The sequence below is a fragment of the Sneathiella chungangensis genome (assembly GCF_009882935.1).
Classification (GTDB): Bacteria; Pseudomonadota; Alphaproteobacteria; order Sneathiellales; family Sneathiellaceae; genus Sneathiella; species Sneathiella chungangensis.
This window is the reverse complement of the sequence record NZ_WTVA01000003.1, coordinates 38,308-56,406: the sequence shown is the minus strand read 5'-3', so window position 1 is coordinate 56,406 and position 18,099 is coordinate 38,308. Positions and strand designations below refer to the sequence as shown.

Annotated in this window: 17 protein-coding genes; 6 read left to right on the top strand and 11 right to left on the bottom strand. The window is 58.6% G+C overall.

Annotation, left to right across the window (positions count from 1 at the left end; translation table 11 throughout):
* Positions 1-70 precede the first annotated feature (70 nt).
* Positions 71-340 carry a sulfurtransferase TusA family protein gene (locus GQF03_RS07275; RefSeq protein WP_161338586.1) on the top strand — a complete coding sequence of 90 codons (270 nt, stop codon included), beginning with the start codon at positions 71-73 and terminating at the stop codon, positions 338-340.
* On the opposite strand, the gene GQF03_RS19100 is transcribed toward GQF03_RS07275, so the two are convergent.
* The 3 genes from GQF03_RS19100 to GQF03_RS07260 form a co-directional block, all read right to left on the bottom strand.
* Positions 325-1,509, bottom strand: a complete 1,185-nt coding sequence (locus tag GQF03_RS19100) for a mechanosensitive ion channel domain-containing protein (RefSeq protein WP_161338584.1) — start codon at positions 1,507-1,509, stop codon at positions 325-327. The two genes, GQF03_RS07275 and GQF03_RS19100, sit on opposite strands and share 16 nt — an antisense overlap.
* 106 nt (positions 1,510-1,615) lie before the next feature.
* Entirely contained in the window at positions 1,616-2,659 is a 1,044-nt protein-coding gene (locus tag GQF03_RS07265) for a threonine aldolase family protein (RefSeq protein WP_162858443.1), read from the bottom strand.
* A 52-nt stretch (positions 2,660-2,711) separates the two neighbouring features.
* Positions 2,712-3,095: a hypothetical protein gene (locus tag GQF03_RS07260; RefSeq protein WP_161338582.1), complete on the bottom strand. Its 384-nt coding sequence runs from the start codon at positions 3,093-3,095 to the stop codon at positions 2,712-2,714.
* Positions 3,096-3,137: 42 nt separating this feature from the next.
* Here GQF03_RS07260 and GQF03_RS07255 point away from each other — a divergent pair, with 42 nt between their 5' ends.
* Both GQF03_RS07255 and rpoH read left to right on the top strand, forming a co-directional pair.
* A complete protein-coding gene (locus tag GQF03_RS07255; RefSeq protein ID WP_161338580.1) occupies positions 3,138-4,109 on the top strand; it encodes an RluA family pseudouridine synthase in 972 nt (323 codons plus the stop codon).
* A gap of 117 nt (positions 4,110-4,226) precedes the next feature.
* Positions 4,227-5,105: an RNA polymerase sigma factor RpoH gene (rpoH, locus tag GQF03_RS07250; protein ID WP_161338578.1), complete on the top strand. Its 879-nt coding sequence runs from the start codon at positions 4,227-4,229 to the stop codon at positions 5,103-5,105.
* Positions 5,106-5,165: 60 nt separating this feature from the next.
* Here the strand turns inward: rpoH and GQF03_RS07245 are convergent, their stop codons facing one another.
* The 8 genes from GQF03_RS07245 to GQF03_RS07210 form a co-directional block, all read right to left on the bottom strand.
* Positions 5,166-5,525 (bottom strand): putative quinol monooxygenase, encoded by a 360-nt coding sequence (locus tag GQF03_RS07245; protein ID WP_161338576.1) that lies wholly within the window; start codon positions 5,523-5,525, stop codon positions 5,166-5,168.
* A gap of 93 nt (positions 5,526-5,618) precedes the next feature.
* Positions 5,619-6,116 carry a hypothetical protein gene (locus GQF03_RS07240; RefSeq protein ID WP_161338574.1) on the bottom strand — a complete coding sequence of 166 codons (498 nt, stop codon included), beginning with the start codon at positions 6,114-6,116 and terminating at the stop codon, positions 5,619-5,621.
* A 4-nt stretch (positions 6,117-6,120) separates the two neighbouring features.
* A complete protein-coding gene (locus GQF03_RS07235) occupies positions 6,121-8,169 on the bottom strand; it encodes a protein kinase family protein (RefSeq protein WP_161338572.1) in 2,049 nt (682 codons plus the stop codon).
* A 261-nt stretch (positions 8,170-8,430) separates the two neighbouring features.
* Positions 8,431-9,723, bottom strand: coding sequence for an adenylosuccinate synthase (locus GQF03_RS07230; protein ID WP_161338570.1), 1,293 nt, complete (start codon positions 9,721-9,723; stop codon positions 8,431-8,433).
* Positions 9,724-9,750: 27 nt separating this feature from the next.
* The gene (locus tag GQF03_RS07225) at positions 9,751-10,890 is read right to left on the bottom strand and encodes an ATP phosphoribosyltransferase regulatory subunit (RefSeq protein WP_161338569.1); all 1,140 of its coding nucleotides are present in this window, start codon (positions 10,888-10,890) and stop codon (positions 9,751-9,753) included.
* A 119-nt stretch (positions 10,891-11,009) separates the two neighbouring features.
* On the bottom strand, positions 11,010-12,587 hold the full coding sequence (serA, locus tag GQF03_RS07220; protein WP_161338568.1) for a phosphoglycerate dehydrogenase: 1,578 nt from the start codon (positions 12,585-12,587) through the stop codon (positions 11,010-11,012).
* Positions 12,588-12,609: 22 nt separating this feature from the next.
* Positions 12,610-13,779 (bottom strand): phosphoserine transaminase, encoded by a 1,170-nt coding sequence (locus GQF03_RS07215; protein ID WP_161338566.1) that lies wholly within the window; start codon positions 13,777-13,779, stop codon positions 12,610-12,612.
* Between the two features lie 548 nt (positions 13,780-14,327).
* Entirely contained in the window at positions 14,328-14,615 is a 288-nt protein-coding gene (locus GQF03_RS07210) for a hypothetical protein (protein WP_161338564.1), read from the bottom strand.
* A gap of 170 nt (positions 14,616-14,785) precedes the next feature.
* Between GQF03_RS07210 and GQF03_RS07205 the strand changes: the two genes are divergently transcribed.
* From GQF03_RS07205 to GQF03_RS07195, 3 genes are read left to right on the top strand one after another with little or no spacing between them, the layout of a single operon-like run.
* A complete protein-coding gene (locus GQF03_RS07205) occupies positions 14,786-15,919 on the top strand; it encodes an aminotransferase class V-fold PLP-dependent enzyme (RefSeq protein WP_161338563.1) in 1,134 nt (377 codons plus the stop codon).
* Between the two features lie 9 nt (positions 15,920-15,928).
* Positions 15,929-16,912: an aldo/keto reductase gene (locus GQF03_RS07200; protein ID WP_161338561.1), complete on the top strand. Its 984-nt coding sequence runs from the start codon at positions 15,929-15,931 to the stop codon at positions 16,910-16,912.
* Positions 16,913-16,924: 12 nt separating this feature from the next.
* Positions 16,925-18,097, top strand: coding sequence for an aminotransferase class V-fold PLP-dependent enzyme (locus tag GQF03_RS07195; RefSeq protein ID WP_161338560.1), 1,173 nt, complete (start codon positions 16,925-16,927; stop codon positions 18,095-18,097).
* The last annotated feature ends 2 nt before the right edge of the window (positions 18,098-18,099 follow it).

Genomic DNA, 18,099 nt, shown 5'->3' with positions numbered 1-18,099 from the left:
GTTGCGATGCGCATTGCAGAAGGTTATCTTGCCGTTGGAACCCCGTCAAACCCACAGAAATGAAGGCAAAATGGCTGAAACCCCGCATTTTCTCGATACCACGGGCCTGAGCTGCCCGCTGCCGGTCCTGAAGGCGAAAAAAGCGATGAAGTCGCTAAAGGAGGGGGAGCGGCTCAAGGTTCATGCGACGGACCCGGCCTCGATCATCGATTTCCGCCATTTCTGCGATGTCAGCGGCTATCTCCTTGAAAAACACAGCGAAACCGCCGGTCTCTTCGAATATATCATCCTCAAGACGCCGAAAACCCAGACTCAAGACCCTAATCAGGCGTTGCCGTAGCCGTCCCCCCCGTTGGAGAGGGCATAGCCGTCCTTGTATCCCTCCGGCGGAATGAATGGATCGGGCTCCGCCGCGCCGATGCCGCGATAGATCGACATGGAGGGGAAGGCAAATCCGGTGCCCGCCTGTTCGACGATCGCCTTGATGGCATAGGCGAAATCCTGCTTGATATCGAGCCATTCACCCCATTTCGTCGTTTTGGTGAAGCAATAGATCATGATATCGATGCTGCTGTTGTTGAAGCTGTCGGTAACGACGAACATCAGCGCCTCGTCCGGCTGGGCGAAATCCTTGTTGCCGAGCAGATAGGCGCGGATTTTGTCCGTGATTTGCTGAAGCTGTGCCACCGTCGTCGAATATTCAACGCCGATTTTCCAGTAGATGCGCCGATGCGTCATCTCGGTGAAATTGGTCACCGCCCGGTCAGCGAAGGTCGCGTTCGGCACGATGGTGATCGCCTTGTCAAATCGGCGGATCGTGGTGGAGCGAAAGCCGATATTCTCGACCGTCCCCTCGACAACCCCGTCGACCAGCACCCAGTCACCGGCCTTGAAGCGTTTCTCGGCAAGGATCAGGAAGCCGCTGATCAGGTTCTTGAACAGGTCCTGCGCACCCAGCGCCACGGCGACGCCGACGATGCCGAAACCGGCGATGATCGGCCCGACCTGGATGCCCCAGAGCTGCAGGATCGTCGCCGCGCCGAGGCCGACGATGATCCCCTTCATGATCTTGACGAGGAAGCCGACCATCTCGGCCGAGAACAGCTCCTCCAGCTTGCCCAGAAGGAAGGTCAGCGGATTGACCGAGCAATAGAGAGCCCAGAAAATATTGAAGACGATGAGGGAGCGGACGATCTTGCCGGCGGCCGCGGAAAATTCCGGATCATCGCCGAATTCCGGGACTTCCAGCGCGAAATAGACGCCGATCACCACGGGAATGAATCGGATCGGTCCTTTCAGCGCCAGCACCAGTTCGTCGTCGACCTTGCTGTCGGAGCGCTGCGCGTAGGCGATGATGCGGTTGATGGCAAAGCGGGTGAAGATACCGCGGACCATCAGTGCAAGCGCGATGATCCCGAGCGCGATGATCAGCGAGCTGAAATCAATTCCCGCATAGCCCTCCTGCCAGACGTCTTTGACGATCTCCCATAAATCCTGGATACCCTGCACTTTGGTCCCGCTCCGTCGATTCCGTTGAATTGCCTCCGCCCTGAATAGCGGCTGGCGGCCGCGAAATCAAACCTGCGGTAAAAAATTTCGGAAAAAACCGCTATTTTCAGGCAATTACCTTTAAGAGATGATCAATGTCATGCTCGCTCGTGTTCCAGGAGGTGACAAGCCGGACATTCCCTTCCCTGTCCTGCCCGCTCCGGTAATAGAGGATGTTGGACACCGCGAGGCATTCCAGCGCAACCTCCGGCAACCTCGCGAAGATCATATTGGCCTCAACCGGATAGAGAAGTTTCGCGCCCGGGGTATTGGCGATACCGGCGGCGAGCCGCGCAGCTTGCCGATTGGCATTCGCGGCGAGGCTCCGCCAGAGATTGTCGGTAAGATAGGCATCGAGCTGGGCGGAGAGATAGCGCATCTTGGAGAAGAGATGCGCGCCGCGCTTGCGGCGGAACTCGAATTCCCGCGCCCGCTCCATATTGAAGAAGACCACCGCTTCCGCGCCCATCGCGCCGTTTTTCGTTGCCCCGAAAGACAGCACATCGACCCCTGCCCGCCAGGTGATATCGGCGGGCGCGCAGCCGAGAAATTCGAGCGCATTGGCGAAACGCGCGCCGTCCATATGCAGGCCGAGGCCGTGTTTCTGGGCGACGAGCCCGATTTCGGCAATCTCGTCGGGGCGGTAGACTGTGCCGCATTCGCCCGCCTGCGTAATCGAGATCGCCGCAGGCTGCACATGATGCACATAGCCCGCCCCCGCCAATGCGATAACCCGCTCGAGCTCCGTCGCCGCGAGCTTGCCGCCGTCACCGTCGAGCGGGACAAGCTTCGCGCCATTGGTATAGAATTCCGGCGCGCCGCATTCATCCTGCTCGATATGCGCCAGACGATGGCAGTAGATCGCGCCGAAGGGCGGGACCATGACGCTGAGGCTGAGCGCATTCGCCGCCGTTCCCGTGGCGACAGGAAAGGCCCGCAGATCGCATTCGAATATGTCCTTCAGCTTGTCCTCGACCCCCTTGGTGAGCGGATCGTTGCCATAGCTCGGCATCGCGCCACCATTCGCCTTCTGGATCGCGGAAAGGATTTTCGGCGCCACGGGCGCCGCGTTATCGCTTGCAAAATTCACAAGATTTCCGGTCTTCACCATGGCGGCAGCCCCCTCCCTTCACCGTCCGTTTCATCGCGGAACGGTCTATTTCTTATTGTATGCCATCTTTTTCAAGATTGAAGCTGCCAAGAACCCGGCCGTCATTCAGGCTGACCACCAGAATGAGCCGCGCCGCACCTTCGGTCCCGAGGGTGACGAACAGCCGCTCCTGCGACGGGGTCAGGGCCAGCACATCCATATCGTCCGGGATCGGCAGGCGGATATCGCCGAACACCGCAAGCGGCGCGCCCCGGGACGCCGGGAGGGCGGCTTCGTCCTCCATCGGCGGTGTTTCGGTTTCCGTTGCTGTCAGGCGGGCAAATATGGTAACCGCTATGATGCCGGCAAACAGGACGATCAGGAAGCCGAGAATCCCGACAACCCATTTCAACAAGGTGAGATTTGGACCGGGATCCTGATCCGATTGGTCTGACATGACGGCACCCTACACGTATTCAAGGTAATCTGGTTCATTTGTATGCCATCCAATGAGGGTCAACATCAAGTTGAAGTTTCAACCGCCGATGAGGGTACGCGGCTCGACCGCCTGCTGGCCGGCGCCCTTTCCGACATTTCGCGAAGCCGGATCAAGCCGCTGATCAAGGAGGGGATGGTCGAACTCGATGCGGTGCAGGTGACCGATCCGTCCCGCAAGGTGCGGGCGGGCGATATATACAGGGTGACGGTGCCGGAGGCCGTTCCGGGCGAACCGGAGCCTGAAAATATCCCCCTTGATATCGTTTTTGAGGATGAGCATCTGATCGTCATCAACAAGCCAGCGGGCATGGTGGTGCATCCGGCGGCCGGCAACTGGTCCGGCACCCTGGTCAATGCATTGCTGGCGCACTGCGGCGACAGCCTGTCCGGCATCGGCGGCGTCAAGCGCCCGGGCATCGTTCATCGCATCGACAAGGAGACCAGCGGCCTGATGGTGGTCGCAAAGAACGACGCCGCGCATCAGGGCCTCGCCGATCTTTTCGCTGCCCATGATATCGACCGCCGCTACAAGGCCGTCGTATGGGGCCGCGTCTATCCGCCGAGCGGCGAGATCGAGGGAAATATCGGGCGCGATCCGCATAACCGCAAGCGCATGGCGATGGTGACAAAAGGCGGGAAAAGCGCCCTCACCCACTATCGCCTGGAGGAGAATTTCAGCGATATCGCAGGGCTTGTCTCTTGCGAGCTCGAGACCGGCCGTACGCATCAGATTCGGGTCCATATGACCCATATCGGCCACTCACTTGTCGGCGATCCACTCTACAGCCGTCCCAGGCGCAGCCGCATCAGCGCGCTGCCCGAAGACAGGCAGAAAATCATCATGAATTTCAGTCGGCAGGCCCTCCATGCCGAAACCCTCGGTTTTGTGCATCCCGTCACAGACAAACGCTTGAAATTTGAGGTAGATTTACCATCTGACTTGAGGGAACTGATCAAGGCATTCCGGGGATAACGCCCAAAAAACACAGAAATGCCACGGTTTCCCTGTAGACAGGAATAATCCGGGCCCGTTTTTTGGGCGTATAAGACGACAAAAACCGGGTGCCACTAGATAGAGAGGGTCCTGACCATGAGTACGCAATCTTTACCCGTCCTGACGCCGGAAGGCGGCCTGTCCCGCTACCTGCAGGAAATTCGCAAATTCCCCATGCTGCCAGCGGATGAGGAATATATGCTGGCGAAAGCCTGGAAGGATCACGGCGATACCGAGGCCGCGCATAAAATGGTGACGAGCCATCTCCGGCTGGTCGCAAAAATCGCCATGGGCTATCGCGGCTATGGCCTGCCGATCGCCGAGCTGATCTCGGAAGGCAACGTCGGCATGATGCAGGCCGTGAAAAGGTTCGAGCCCGAGAAAGGCTTCCGCCTCTCCACCTATGCCATGTGGTGGATCCGCGCGGCCATTCAGGAATATATCCTGCGCACCTGGTCGCTCGTAAAGATGGGCACGACCGCCGCGCAGAAGAAGCTGTTCTTCAACCTTCGCAAGATCAAGGGCCAGATCGAGGCCATTGACGAAGGCGATATGACGTCGGAGCAGGTGAAAACCATCTCGAAGAAGCTCGGCGTGACCGAGGATGAGGTGATCAGCATGAACCGCCGCCTGACGGCGCCGGATCACAGCTTGAACGCCCCGATGCGCGCCGAAAGCGAAGGCGAATGGATGGACTGGCTCGAGGATGAAACCCCGAACCAGGAGACCGTCTATGCCGAAAATGAGGAGCTGAAAAGCCGCCGCGCCATGCTGGAGAAGGCAATGGACGTGCTCAATGAGCGGGAGCGGCATATCCTCACGGAGCGTCGCCTGCGCGACGAGCCCCTGACGCTTGAGGAACTCAGCCAGCATTACAACATCAGCCGCGAACGCGTCCGGCAGATCGAGGTGCGGGCCTTCGAGAAGCTGCAGCGGGCGATGAAATCCAAGGTAATGGAAGAACGGCTGAACTGACGCCGCCTCCGCCAAACAACCGAAAAGGCGCCGGGACTATCCGCGGCGCCTTTTTTGTCTCTAACGGGAGAAGCCGCCGACCGACGGCATTTGAACCGCACCCATCCGTGACAGTCCTTTCATCACCTTTTCCGACGGGTCCCCATAGACAGTCATTTTTCTGGGCGTTAGCACGTCCATAAAGCGAGCCGCAAATTTGCTGCCGAAATTACCCATATGGATCAGCGCCGCGTCGGAATTTTCGAACCGCTCCAGAATATGGCAGGTTTTCTTGTCCTCGCTCACCGACCATTCATAGTTGAGCGCGCCCGGCTCGTCCGCCTTCGTCGCGGCGATCATCTCCCCCATCAGCGCTTCGAATTTGTCATACGCCCCGTCCCTGATCTCCAAATCGAAGATCCAGTAAACATGTCCCGTCATTTTTAGCTTTCCTTGTTGCGGTTTTTGTATCGCGGAACTATGCCCAAAGGAGCGCATTATTTCCAGTCCTTCAACATGACGCCGGGAATGAGATTATTGCGGCGCTTTCGGGATGTCTCTCATGTCGGCGACGAACTGCCCGCCCCATTCCTCGATCAGCTTGGCACGCCGCTTCTGCAATTTCGCGATATTCGCCTTGGCCTGCAGCTCATAGGCGGAGAAAACGACGACCGGCACGGCCCAGGTGAGGAAAACCGCCAGCCCCGCCCCGCCGAACATGGCAAGCCACATATAGACGTCGGAGAGAATCTTCAGGGCCTCGCTAAAGGTCTGCCCCCGCTCCCACAGGATGCCGACAACCGGGATCACACCCGCAAGATTGAAGGAGATCATCGTCGCGATCCCGCCTGTCCGTTCGGTATTCAGCAAAATCGCCACAAGGCTCGGGATCATTCCGGCAAAGATAACGATCATGGTCGGCGGAATGAAAACGATCCCAAGCCCGGAAAGTATCAACAGCCAGAAGATCGCGATATTCTGGCCGACCTTGCTTTCCGTCTTTGCTGCCGCTTTTTTCGTATCCTTTGCCATATTCCTATCCCATGAAGTAAAGCGCGGACAGCACCATGCTGGTAATCAGCGACGTCACCGAAAGAACCGAGGTGATCCAGGCCCCGTAGTGATTGGCGGCGGCGCGGCGATGTTCGGTTCCGTTGGCGAGAAAGGCGGCCATCTGGTCCGCTTGCGTGGCGGTCGCGAGCGCATTCTCATATTCGCGCGAATCCGCGGCGATCTGCCGTTCGATATCCGTCGCCGTGAGGATCGTTTCAAGATTGCCGCTTTTCTTCGCTTCCTTGAAGCGCTGGCTGATCACTTCCCGGCGCAGGCGGGAGCGGATCTTGGCGAATACCGGCTTCAGCATTTCCTCGGCCCAGGCGGCGAAACCCGGAAGCGGGGCCGGATGAGCGACAGCCTGGAGTTTGGCAAAGAGTTTGAGCTGCACAAGTGTATGCGGCACGCTGCCCGGCGCATGATAGGATAATGTTTTCAGATATTTGTCGAGCCCCTTCGACTTGCTGGCGATGAAGGCAGCCGCGTGACGGTCGAAGGGATTGCCCTGCCCGTTGGCGGAAACAAGCTTCTTCTCGGCGATCGTAAGGAAATCGGGGACGTTCTTCACATGGGAGCCAAGCACCAGAGGGCTTAGGCAGGGCGTGACCGGGTTCAACTCATAAAGGCACCGTTCCAGCCCGTAGCCGAGGTCGCGGCTCCGTTTCATATAGTCAAAACAGTTGGAAATGGCGCTTTCGGACATCCATTCCGCGCGTTTTTCCTTGTTTTCGCGTATCTCCGAGACGGCCATGGTCAGCAGCAGCCCGCTCTCGAACAGCTCGGCGATCGACTTCTTCATTTCCGTATCGTCGAGCTGATAGGCCTGCAGCATCAGGTTGCCGATGGCGCCCCGGGTGAAAGAAACATTGCGGTACCACAAAGGACCGTCAGGGTCGAGAAGGCGCGTCGCCTGCGTCACCGCCGTCGTCCCGTTGCGTTTCTGTCCGCGCGGCGCGCCCGCCGAGCTGCTCTGGATATGAGATATCTCCTTCGAGGCGTCCTCGTCGCGGAGCGAGTTCCGCACCCATTTCTCCAGCCGGCCGCTTTGCAGAAGTTCCACCGCCGACTTCGGCCGTTTCGTCATCTCATGGGCAAGCAGGCGCGGCGAGTTATACTCCTCCCCGTCAAACAGGATTTTGGAAAAGGCACGCCGGTCCCCGCGCCCGCGCCTCGGCGATTCCTTGATGGCATCCCGCCAGTTGATGAGCGTTTCAACATTCCAGCGCCGTTTTGGGTCATCATGAAGCAGGCCTGCCAGAACATCGCTGATGCGCGAGGACAGGTCCAAATCCTCGGCGAGAAGCGCGAATGTTCCCTGCCCGAGTTTGCCGCGATAAATCTCGTCCGCGCTCATATCCGCGCCCGGCAGCCGGCCGGTCAGAAGATGCAGCATCAGGATGCCGACGGCATAGATATCGTCCGCCGGCGTGCCGTCGCCGCGGCCATAGGGATGCGCCGACGCGCTTTCCTGCGGCTCGTAGACGTCGGGCTGGAGCGATCCCGGCGCCGTCGTGATTGCCTCGCCGACGATCACCTGACTGCGTTCCGCATCGGCGAAAAAAAGATTATCCGCGCGGATGGCACGATGGGTCAATCCGGCGCGATGCAGGGTCAACAGGGCGGCACTGACAGGCGGCAGCACGTAGTCGAGCACCAGATTCTCGGCGATCGCACCCTCGGAGTCGGTGAAAAGCCGGCCTCCCCTCGGCAGATCGAAAACCGATACATAGCGGACGTCGGTCTCGGAAAACCGAACCGTTCCGCGCGCCAGGAGATCAATCATCCCCGGGATGCGGCTTTCCATCATCAGTTGCGCGATTTGCCGACGGTAAGAGCTATAAGGGGTTGAAACGACAGCGAAACGTTCCTGCGATGGATCCTGCATATCCGCCGCCTGAACGGCCATATTGACGCCGCCCTGAAGGAAGTCGACCGGCCGGGAAAGGTCAATACGGAACCTGCCTTCCAGCATTCCTCCACTGCCTGCCGGCACCGATTCCGGCGGCATATCCATTTTCTCGGCAAGTGACATATGTGCCCGACTTCAGTCTTTCCCGTCTAATTCAATGACTGAATGTCGCAAATCAGCGTTAAGATGGGGTTAAATTATGACCATTTTCGGCATGTCGGCACCGCAGGTTTCCGCGCTGCAAGCAGCCATATCACGGTCGTCGCGAGAACCAGCCCGGCGGCGGCGGGACCGGCCCTATTTCCGGACGTTTTTGGTATGAGAGGAGACCGGCAGGGCCATGCCGGGCCGCAAAGCACGCCGCCCGGCGTCAGAGGTGCAGTTCTAGTCCTCGAACGGGTCGCGCACGAGGATGGTATCCTCGCGCTCCGGACTTGTGGAGAGGAGCGCCACCGGCGCCTCGATCAGTTCCTCGACATGACGGATATATTTAACAGCCTCTGCAGGAAGGTCCGCCCAGCTGCGCGCGCCGAAGGTGCTCTCGCTCCAACCGGCCATGGTTTCATAGATCGGCTTAACCGCCGCCTGATCCGCCATGTTCGACGGGAAATAATCAATCTTCTTGCCGTTCAGTTCATAGCCGACGCAGATTTTCAGCTCATCCATGCCGTCCAGCACATCGAGCTTGGTCAGCGCAATGCCCGTAATCCCGCCGGTCTTCACCGTCTGGCGGACCATCACCGCATCGAACCAGCCGCAGCGGCGCTTGCGCCCGGTAACGACGCCAAACTCGCGGCCGCGCGCGCCGAGCCCTTCGCCGACCTCGTCAAACAGCTCCGTCGGGAACGGCCCCTCACCGACCCGCGTCGTATAGGCCTTGGTGATGCCAAGAACAAAATTAATAGAACCCGGACCGACGCCACTGCCAACCGCCGCCTGCCCGGCAACGGTGTTGGAAGAAGTGACGAAGGGATAGGTCCCGTGATCGTTATCCAGCATCGCCCCTTGCGCGCCTTCGAAAAGGACGCGCTTGCGGGCCTTTTTCGCCTCGTCTAGGCGGCGCCAGACGATATCGGAAAACTCAAGCACTTTCGGTGCAATTTCAAGGAGTTGCGCGAGTAACTTGTCGCCGTCCACGAGCGGCGCGCTGAGCCCTTTGCGGAGCGCATTATGGTGATCAAGCAGGGTCGAGATTTTGCGTTTCAACAGCTCCGTATCCGTCAGGTCGCAGACGCGGATCGCGCGGCGCGCCGCCTTGTCCTCATAGGCCGGACCGATGCCACGGCGCGTCGTGCCAATCTTGACGGCGGAGCTGGCATCTTCGCGCAACGCATCGAGCTCGCCATGAAGCGGCAGGATCAGGGTTGCATTCTCGGCGATCTTGAGGGTTGTGTGATCGACGGTGACGCCCTGCGCGCGCACGGTCTCGATCTCCTTCACGAGCGCCCAGGGATCGACGACGACGCCATTGCCGATGACCGAAATCTTGCCGCCGCGCACGATACCCGACGGCAGCAGGCTGAGTTTATAGACCTTTCCGTCGACGACAAGGGTATGGCCGGCGTTATGTCCGCCCTGAAAGCGCACGACGACGTCTGCACGCTCGGACAGCCAGTCGACGATCTTGCCCTTGCCCTCGTCACCCCATTGGGAACCCACCACTGCTACGTTCGCCATAATCCTCTGTCCTCAAGTCTGTTTAGTTCAGGAGAGTTTCTTGATGCCGTCCGGCCCGAGATATTGCCCGCACTGCAACCGCCGCGCTTCCGCCGCGATATCCGCCTCCGCCGACAGGCCCACCACCGTCTTCCAGCCTTCCTGACGGAGCGCAAAGCCAGTCTCGAGCTCGGTACCGAAGGGAAGATACAGCCGGTCATCGGCGGGCCGACGGGGCACGGCGCGCATCAGGCTGTCGAGAAAGAGCGTAAATCCGGAGGCCGGTTCACCGTCCATCAGCCGATAACGCCCGCCCCGGCCAAGTTCCCCGCGGACGCCCCGTGCGAACACGGTGAAGCTGAGGCCGGTCTGGTATTCGAAGCCCCGGAATTCACCCGGATCGATGGTCAGCATCAAATCGGGTGCGGATTTTTCCAGCTGCGCGACAACCTGCTTGAGGGCCGCCACCTGCGCCGCCGCCGCGTCGGGAAGCGCGATCTTTTCAAGGGCGGCAATCGCGCCCTTCGCCGGACCGGAGGTTTTCAGAAGCGCGATAAGGATATCGGCAAGCGGGGTGTCATAATTTTCGAGTGCCGCCGCGTCCTTGTGATCCAGCGCCTCGCGCGCCGAGGCGGCGACGCCGGGATCGATGCCGAGCCCGTCGCAAATGGTCGGCACAAGGGTCGGCAGGGTCAGGTCGATGGAATAATTCCGAACCTCAAGCGCGTTCAGCGCCTCGCGCGCAAGCAGGATCAACTCCGCATCCGCCGTGGTTTCCTCCGGCCCGATCAACTCGACGCCGGTCTGGGCAAACTGCCGTTCGGGGCGGAGCTGGGAGCCATGGACGCGCAGAACCTGACCCGAATAGGACAGCCGCAAGGGGCGCGGATCCTGTTTCATGCGGGTGGTCGCAACGCGGGCGATCTGCAACGTGATATCGGTCCGGATACCCATCATCCGGTGCGAGACCGGGTCCATGACGCGGAACATCTTGGAGGCGAGCGCCGCGCCGGAGCCTTCCAGCAGATGCTCCTCAAATTCGATGAGCGGCGGCTTGACCTGCTGATAGCCATTGCCCGCAAACACTTCCATCAGGGTACGGCTAATCCTTGCTTCGCGCGCCGCAGCAGGCGGAAGCATATCCGCCAGGCCGGCGGGCAATAGGCCTTTTTCAGAATAGTCATTCATAACGGGGGCCTATAAAGCATATTTCCTTGCCGCCGCCAACCAGAACAACGAAAAAGCGGCCGATTTTCACGGCCGCTTTTCCAAGGGCGCCAATTGGCGCGGATTTCCGTGTTAGAACCCTAGAATTTGAGGGGCTTGACCTGCGCCACATGGGGCAGCTGCCGCACGGCCTCGACTGTCGCCGGCGACAGTTCCGAATCTATCTCGATCAGGGCGATGGCCTCACCTTCCAGCTTGTGGCGGCCGAGATGGAAGGTCGCGATATTGACGCCCGCGTCGCCCAGCACCGAGCCCAGCGCACCGATAAAGCCCGGCTTGTCCTGGTTGGTGACATAGAGCATATGTTCGCCAAGTTCGGCCTCCATGTTGATGCCCTTGATATTGACGATGCGCGGCCGGTTATCACCGAAGAGCGTGCCGGCGATGGCGCGGGTCTGGTGCTCCGTCGTGATCGAGAGGCGGATGAGGGTTTGGTAGTCCTCCTCGCGGTCGTTATAGCTCTCGGTGACGTCAATACCGCGTTCCTTGGCAACCACCGGTGCATTGACCATGTTGATGCTGTCCATCAGGGGCGCAAGCAGGCCCTGGATGATAATCGAGGTGAGCGGCTTGGTGTTCAGGCCCGCCGCCGCGCCTTCATATTCAATACGCACGCTCTTGATACCGCTCTCGGTCACCTGTCCGGCAAAGCCGCCGAGTTGAGCCGCAAGCTGCATATAGGGTTTCAGCTTTGGCGCCTCCTCCGCCGAGACCGACGGCATGTTGAGGGCGTTGGTGACGGACCCGAGCAGGAGATAGTCGGACATCTGCTCGGCGACCTGGATCGCGACATTGACCTGGGCCTCGTCGGTTGAGGCGCCAAGATGCGGCGTCGTCACCACATTATCCATACCGAACAGGATATTCTCCTTGGCCGGTTCAACCGCATAAACGTCGAGCGCCGCCCCCGCGACATGGCCCGATTCCAGCGCCGCTTTCAGGTCCGCCTCGACAACAAGACCGCCGCGCGCGCAGTTGATGATGCGCACACCCTCTTTCATCTTGGCGATATTCTTCGCATTGATGATATTGCGGGTGCTGTCGGTGATCGGCGTATGCAGCGAAACATAGTCGGCGCGGGCGAAGAGCTCGTAAAGCTCCAGCTTCTCGACACCGATTTCCGTCGCCCGTTCCGGCGAAAGGAAGGGATCATAGGCAACGACCTTCATCTTGAGCCCGACGGCGCGATCCGCGACGATAGAGCCGATATTGCCGCAGCCGATCACGCCAAGCGTCTTGCCATAGAGCTCAACGCCCATGAATTTGGACTTCTCCCATTTGCCGGCCTGGGTGGAGGCATTGGCCGCCGGGATATGCCGCGAGAGTGCGAACATCATGGCGATGGCATGCTCGGCGGTGGTGATGGCATTGCCGAACGGCGTGTTCATCACGCAGATACCCGCGGCCGTCGCCGAGGGAATATCGACGTTATCCACGCCAATCCCGGCACGGCCGATGACTTTGAGGTTTTTGGCCGCTTTGATTATCTCGGCGGTCGCCTTGGTGGCGGACCGGATGGCGAGACCATCATAGTCGCCGATGCAGGCTTTCAGCTCTTCCGGCGTCATGCCGGGTTTTTCGTCTACTTCTACGCCCCGTTCGCGGAAAATTTCCACGGCGCGAGGGCTCATCTTGTCAGAGATAAGGACTTTGACCATTGTATCGATCCTTTGTTCAGGATTATTTCTGGAATGTGTTTTTAAGCGTCGCGTAACCCCAGTCGAGCCAGGGCATCAGGGCTTCAAGATCGGCGGTTTCCACCGTTGCGCCCGCCCAGATCCGAAGACCTGCCGGTGCGTCCCGGTAATGCCCGATATCGAGCGCCGCGCCCTCTTTCTCAAGGATCGCAACAAGCTGTTTCGCCGCTTTCGGCTGATCCTCTTCGGAAAGTGCGGTAAACCAGTCGTCGGTGATCTTGAGACAGACCGAGGTGGTGGAACGGATCGCCGGATCGCTTGCTAGATAATCGACCCAGCCGGTTTTCGCGACCCAGTCGGAAATCACCTTCGCATTGGCATCCGTGCGGGCGATCGTCGCTTTGACGCCGCCGATGCTCTCGACCCATTGGAGCGCGTCCAGCGCATCCTCAACCGCGAGCATGGAGGGGGTGTTGATGGTCTCCCCCTTGAAGATGCCGTCAATCAGCTTGCCGCCCTTGGTCATGCGGAAAACTTTCGGGAGCGGCCAGGCCGGTGTGTAATTTTCCAGCCGTTCGACCGCGCGCGGGCTTAAAACCAGCATACCGTGGGCCGCCTCCCCGCCCAGCACTTTCTGCCAGGACCAGGTGACCACATCGAGTTTCTCCCATGGGAGTTCCATGGCGAACACGGCGGAGGTCGCATCGCAGATCGCGAGGCCTTCGCGGGTCTCGGAAATCCAGTCGCCATTGGGAACGCGGACGCCGGAGGTAGTGCCGTTCCAGGTGAAGACGACGTCGCGGCTCCAGTCGGTGGCGGCGAGGTTCGGGATCTCGCCATATCCGGCGGTGATCACCTCGGCATCTTTCAGCTTGAGTTGCTTGACCACGTCAGTCGCCCAGCCGGAGCCGAAGCTTTCCCAGGCGAGCATGGTGACGGGACGCGCGCCCAGCATCGACCAGAGCGCCATTTCCACGGCGCCGGTGTCGGAGCCGGGCACGATGCCGATCTTGTAGCCATCGGGAATGCCAAGCAGAGCACGATGCTGATCGATCACGGCCTTCAATCTGGCCTTGCCCTCGCCGGCACGATGGGACCGGCCGAGAAACGCATTTTCAAGATTTTTAAGGGACCATCCGGGGCGCTTCGCGCAAGGGCCGGATGAAAACAAGGGAGAGTTAGGGCGTCTCTCCGGACGCATTTGTACTGTCATAATAAACTAAACCTTCCAGTCTAGAGCATCCCGGTGGGGGGATGTGGCCCGCCGTTCATAGACAAAAAATCGAGGACGATGTCAACGGGAATTTTTGCACTGCGACAATTTGCCGGATTATCGCGGCGGGCAGGTCTGTAGGTCGCGAAAATATTCCCAAACCGACCGCCAGTTTTCCAGAAGAGACAGAATCGATGGTTTTAATACAAATCAAAATCTTTATGTAACATACTCAAAAGTTCTTCAAATCGAGAAATGACGCGTTCAGCCTGTTCAATAAAAAGCTTCCGAACTTCATTGCGATCCGTGCAGTTTTCACCAACGAGTACCCCAGAAACTGTCTCCAGAGTGGAAATTGATTTAGTTACTAAATAAGTCTGTCTCACAGTATCTAGAGAGAGACCTGCCAAATATTTCGGATCGGTTACGCAAGAAAATTTCACAAAGATATCACTGTGAAGTCGAATGGAACCAGGTCCATTAGTAGCTAACTTGTTTAGCTCGATTTTTTTAATATCCTCTAAAAATGATTTTGTTCCTGCTAACCTTTAAATTGATTCGGAATCCAATATGACTGCGTTGTTTCTTGCTTGAATAATTTTTTCATTTTCTTGGAGTTTGCGTTGAACAAAACCGTTATAGAATGTTGTTCCTATTAGCCCCCCAAAACCTATAACTCCCACAATAAAAGTCGCGGGTCCTTCCTTTAAAGCTATTACCCAAAGATAGATATCTTTTAAAAGCTGACGGCAAATAAATCCGAAAAGGATCATCAACGCTATAAATGCAAAAAGCCGCGTATAAAAAACTGCCTTGCTGTATTCCTCATCTTCCATGCATACAACTATCCTCAATTCATGATAGTAACGCAAGACATACCCTTATCGTCATGGCCGGGAGAAAAGCCGCAATCCAGCGGAATTGTCGCTGTGACAATAAAGGGCTGGTCAAAGGGGGTGGGGATTGGGAAAATGCGGGGTGCATTCTAAATCCCGAGGGCCTGTTCATGATCCCCAGCCAACGCCACCTTTTCGATATTCCGGAGACAATCGCCTATTTCAACTGCGGTTATATGGGCCCGCTGACCACGGCCGCGCGCGCCGCCGGGCATATGGGCATCGATCGCAAGTCCCTGCCCTGGACGGTTGCGCCGGTGGATTTCTTCATCGAATCGGAAAAGGCCCGTTCGCTTTTCGCGAGGCTGATCGGCACGGACGCGGACAATATCGCGATAACGCCAAGTGCCTCCTACGGGACCGCCATTGCCGCCCGGAACCTCCCGCTCAAGGCCGGCGACAAGATCCTCCTGCTTGACGAGCAGTTCCCCTCCAACGTTTATTGCTGGCAGGAACGCGCGCAGGAAACGGGCGCCGAAATCACCACCGTCCCGACGCCGACCGATTTCGACTGGACGAGCGCCGTCCTTGCCGCCATTGATGCGAACGTCGCCATCGCCGCCCTGCCCCATAATCACTGGACGGATGGCGCAATCCTCGATCTTGTGGCGATTGGCGAGAAATTGCGCGCGAACGGGGCGAAGCTTGTTCTTGATGTCACCCAGTCAATCGGCGCAATGCCGCTTGATCTTGAACGGGTCAAACCGGACTTTCTGGTGACGGCTTGCTATAAATGGCTGCTCGGGCCCTATAGTCTCGGCTTTATGTATGTGGCGCCGGAATTCCATGAAGGCGAACCACTGGAGTATAACTGGCTCAACCGGGGCGGATCGGAGAATTTCGCGGGCCTTGTCGATTACCGCTCGGACTACCAGGCGGGCGCGCGCCGCTACGATATGGGGGAGCGGGCGAATTTTGCCCTGATGCCGGTCGCCGTCGCCGCGCTGGAACAGCTTCTTGAGTGGGGCATCGCCAATATCCAGGAAACATTGACCCATAAAACACGCGATATTACCGCGCGATGCGAGAGGCTCGGGCTAACCTCCCTTCCCGAACATTTGCGCGCCGGACATTTTCTCGGGCTCCGGCGGGCGGGCGGCTTGCCCAAAAATATTCTTGAAACCCTGCTGAAGGAGAATATTTATGTTTCAGTTCGCGGGTCCAGCATGCGGATTACGCCTCACCTCTTTAACAACGAGGCGGATAGCGATAGACTGCTGACGGCGCTGGAAAAAATCCTGTAGGGGGGAATAATGAAACTGAAACGCCTCGGCACCACCGGCCTGAAAGTGAGCGAACTCTGTCTCGGCACCATGACCTATGGTGATCCGAACTGGCGGGACTGGGTGCTGCCCGAAGACGAAAGCCGCCCCTTCATCAAGCGCGCGCTGGAGCTTGGCATCAATTTCTTCGATACCGCCGATATGTATTCCCTTGGTGTATCAGAAGAAATCGTCGGTCGCGCGCTGAAAGATTTCGCCAAGCGCGACGAGATCGTCATCGCCACCAAGGTCTTTAACCGGATGAGCGACAACCCGCTCTCGGGCGGGCTCTCGCGCAAGCATATCATGCATGGCATTGACGACTCGCTTCGCCGTCTCGGCACGGACTATGTCGATCTTTACCAGATCCATCGCTGGGACTACGACACCCCGATCGAGGAAACGTTGGAGGCCCTGAATGACGTCGTGCGTGCCGGCAAGGCCCGCTATATCGGCGCCTCCTCCATGTTCGCCTGGCAATTCATGAAGGCGCTCTCCATATCGGAGAAAAACGGCTGGGCCCGCTTCGTCTCGATGCAGAATGTCTATAACCTCGTCTATCGGGAGGAGGAGCGCGAGATGCTGCCCCTTTGCGAAGATCAGGGCATCGGTGTTATCCCCTGGTCCCCCCTCGCCCGCGGCTTTCTTGCCGGGAACAAGAAGAAGGGCGCGGATGGGGAAACCACCCGCTCCCGCACCGATACGGTGATCAAGGCCTTGCGGATCGGTCAGGACGCGGATTATGAGATTCTTGCCATTGTGCAGGATATCGCAAAGGCGCGCGGGGTCACCCCGGCGCAGATCGCGCTTGCCTGGGTCCATCACAGCCCCACCGTCACTGCGCCGATTGTCGGCGCGAGCAAGATGTACCAGCTGGAGGAGGCCGTTGCCGCCCTCGATATCTCGCTTGAGCTGGACGAACTGGCCCGTCTTGACGAAGCCTATGTTCCGCACGCCGTCGCTGGCCATATTTAATTAGGAATTTCCATGACCCTAGATATCGACAAACTCCGGCGGGAGACGCCGGGCGTAGAAAACCGTATTCATTTCAATAACGCGGGCGCGGCGCTGATACCGCTCCCCGTCTATGACGCGGTTAAAGACCATCTCGATCTGGAACTCGCTATCGGTGGCTACGAGTCGCAGGCCCGCGCAGAGGCCGCGTTCGAACGAACCTATGACGCCATCGCCGAGCTGATCAACTGCGATCGCAGCGAAATTGCGCTGGTTGAGAACGCCACCGTCGGCTGGCAGATGGCCTTCTACGGCCTGTCCTTCAAGCCCGGCGACCGCATCCTGACGGCCGAGGCCGAATATGCGACCAATGTGATTGATTACCTGCAGATCGCGAAACGGACCGGGGTCAAGATCGATTTCGTACCGAGCGATAACAGCGGCCAGATGGATGTAAACGCGCTTGAAAAAATGATCGACGATCGGGTCAAGCTCATCTCCGCCACCCATATCCCGACCAACGGCGGGCTCATCAATCCGGCGGCGGAAATCGGCGCCGTCGCGAGACGACATGGCATCCCCTATCTGCTGGATGCCTGCCAGGCGGTCGGGCAGATCCCGGTCGATGTCGAGACTATCGGCTGCGATATGCTCTCGGTCACGGGGCGGAAATATCTCCGCGGCCCGCGCGGCACAGGTTTCCTCTATGTCCGCAAAGGCTTCATGGATAAGTTGGAGCCGCCCTTCCTCGATATGCATGGCGCGGAATGGACGTCGGTGGACGGCTATGAGATGCGAGCCGATGCCCGCCGGTTCGAAAACTGGGAGTTCAATGTCGCCGCCGTCATCGGCCTTGGCGCTGCCGTCGATTATCTGCTGGCCCTCGGCATTGAGGAGACCTCGGCCCGGCTTTGCGCGCTTGCGGCAACGGCGCGGGAGAAATTATCGGCGCTGCCGAAAATTACCGTTCAGGATATCGGCGAGAAGAAGGGCGGGATTGTCACCTTTGAACATGAGGATATGCCAGCCGACGCCGTCAAGGCCGCTCTCGCCGGGAAGAATATCAATGTCTCCATCACCAGCCTCTCCAGCACCCGTTTCGATCTTGAGAAACGAGGTATAGATGAAATGATAAGAGCTTCATTTCATTACTATAATACGGAAGAAGAAATCGATCGGCTTATCGAGGTGTTACGCGAGCTTTAATC

What these genes read in the sequence shown, in the direction of transcription:
- GQF03_RS07210 (WP_161338564.1), bottom strand. Translation starts at nt 14,615, where the DNA reads ATGGAAGATGAGGAATACAGCAAGGCAGTTTTTTATACGCGGCTTTTT.
- GQF03_RS07240 (WP_161338574.1), bottom strand. Translation starts at nt 6,116, where the DNA reads ATGGCAAAGGATACGAAAAAAGCGGCAGCAAAGACGGAAAGCAAGGTC.
- GQF03_RS07245 (WP_161338576.1), bottom strand. Translation starts at nt 5,525, where the DNA reads ATGACGGGACATGTTTACTGGATCTTCGATTTGGAGATCAGGGACGGG.
- GQF03_RS07275 (WP_161338586.1), top strand. Translation starts at nt 71, where the DNA reads ATGGCTGAAACCCCGCATTTTCTCGATACCACGGGCCTGAGCTGCCCG.
- GQF03_RS07215 (WP_161338566.1), bottom strand. Translation starts at nt 13,779, where the DNA reads ATGACAGTACAAATGCGTCCGGAGAGACGCCCTAACTCTCCCTTGTTT.
- GQF03_RS07255 (WP_161338580.1), top strand. Translation starts at nt 3,138, where the DNA reads ATGCCATCCAATGAGGGTCAACATCAAGTTGAAGTTTCAACCGCCGAT.
- GQF03_RS07235 (WP_161338572.1), bottom strand. Translation starts at nt 8,169, where the DNA reads ATGTCACTTGCCGAGAAAATGGATATGCCGCCGGAATCGGTGCCGGCA.
- GQF03_RS07200 (WP_161338561.1), top strand. Translation starts at nt 15,929, where the DNA reads ATGAAACTGAAACGCCTCGGCACCACCGGCCTGAAAGTGAGCGAACTC.
- GQF03_RS07205 (WP_161338563.1), top strand. Translation starts at nt 14,786, where the DNA reads ATGATCCCCAGCCAACGCCACCTTTTCGATATTCCGGAGACAATCGCC.
- serA (WP_161338568.1), bottom strand. Translation starts at nt 12,587, where the DNA reads ATGGTCAAAGTCCTTATCTCTGACAAGATGAGCCCTCGCGCCGTGGAA.
- GQF03_RS07225 (WP_161338569.1), bottom strand. Translation starts at nt 10,890, where the DNA reads ATGAATGACTATTCTGAAAAAGGCCTATTGCCCGCCGGCCTGGCGGAT.
- GQF03_RS07265 (WP_162858443.1), bottom strand. Translation starts at nt 2,659, where the DNA reads ATGGTGAAGACCGGAAATCTTGTGAATTTTGCAAGCGATAACGCGGCG.
- GQF03_RS07195 (WP_161338560.1), top strand. Translation starts at nt 16,925, where the DNA reads ATGACCCTAGATATCGACAAACTCCGGCGGGAGACGCCGGGCGTAGAA.
- GQF03_RS07230 (WP_161338570.1), bottom strand. Translation starts at nt 9,723, where the DNA reads ATGGCGAACGTAGCAGTGGTGGGTTCCCAATGGGGTGACGAGGGCAAG.
- rpoH (WP_161338578.1), top strand. Translation starts at nt 4,227, where the DNA reads ATGAGTACGCAATCTTTACCCGTCCTGACGCCGGAAGGCGGCCTGTCC.
- GQF03_RS07260 (WP_161338582.1), bottom strand. Translation starts at nt 3,095, where the DNA reads ATGTCAGACCAATCGGATCAGGATCCCGGTCCAAATCTCACCTTGTTG.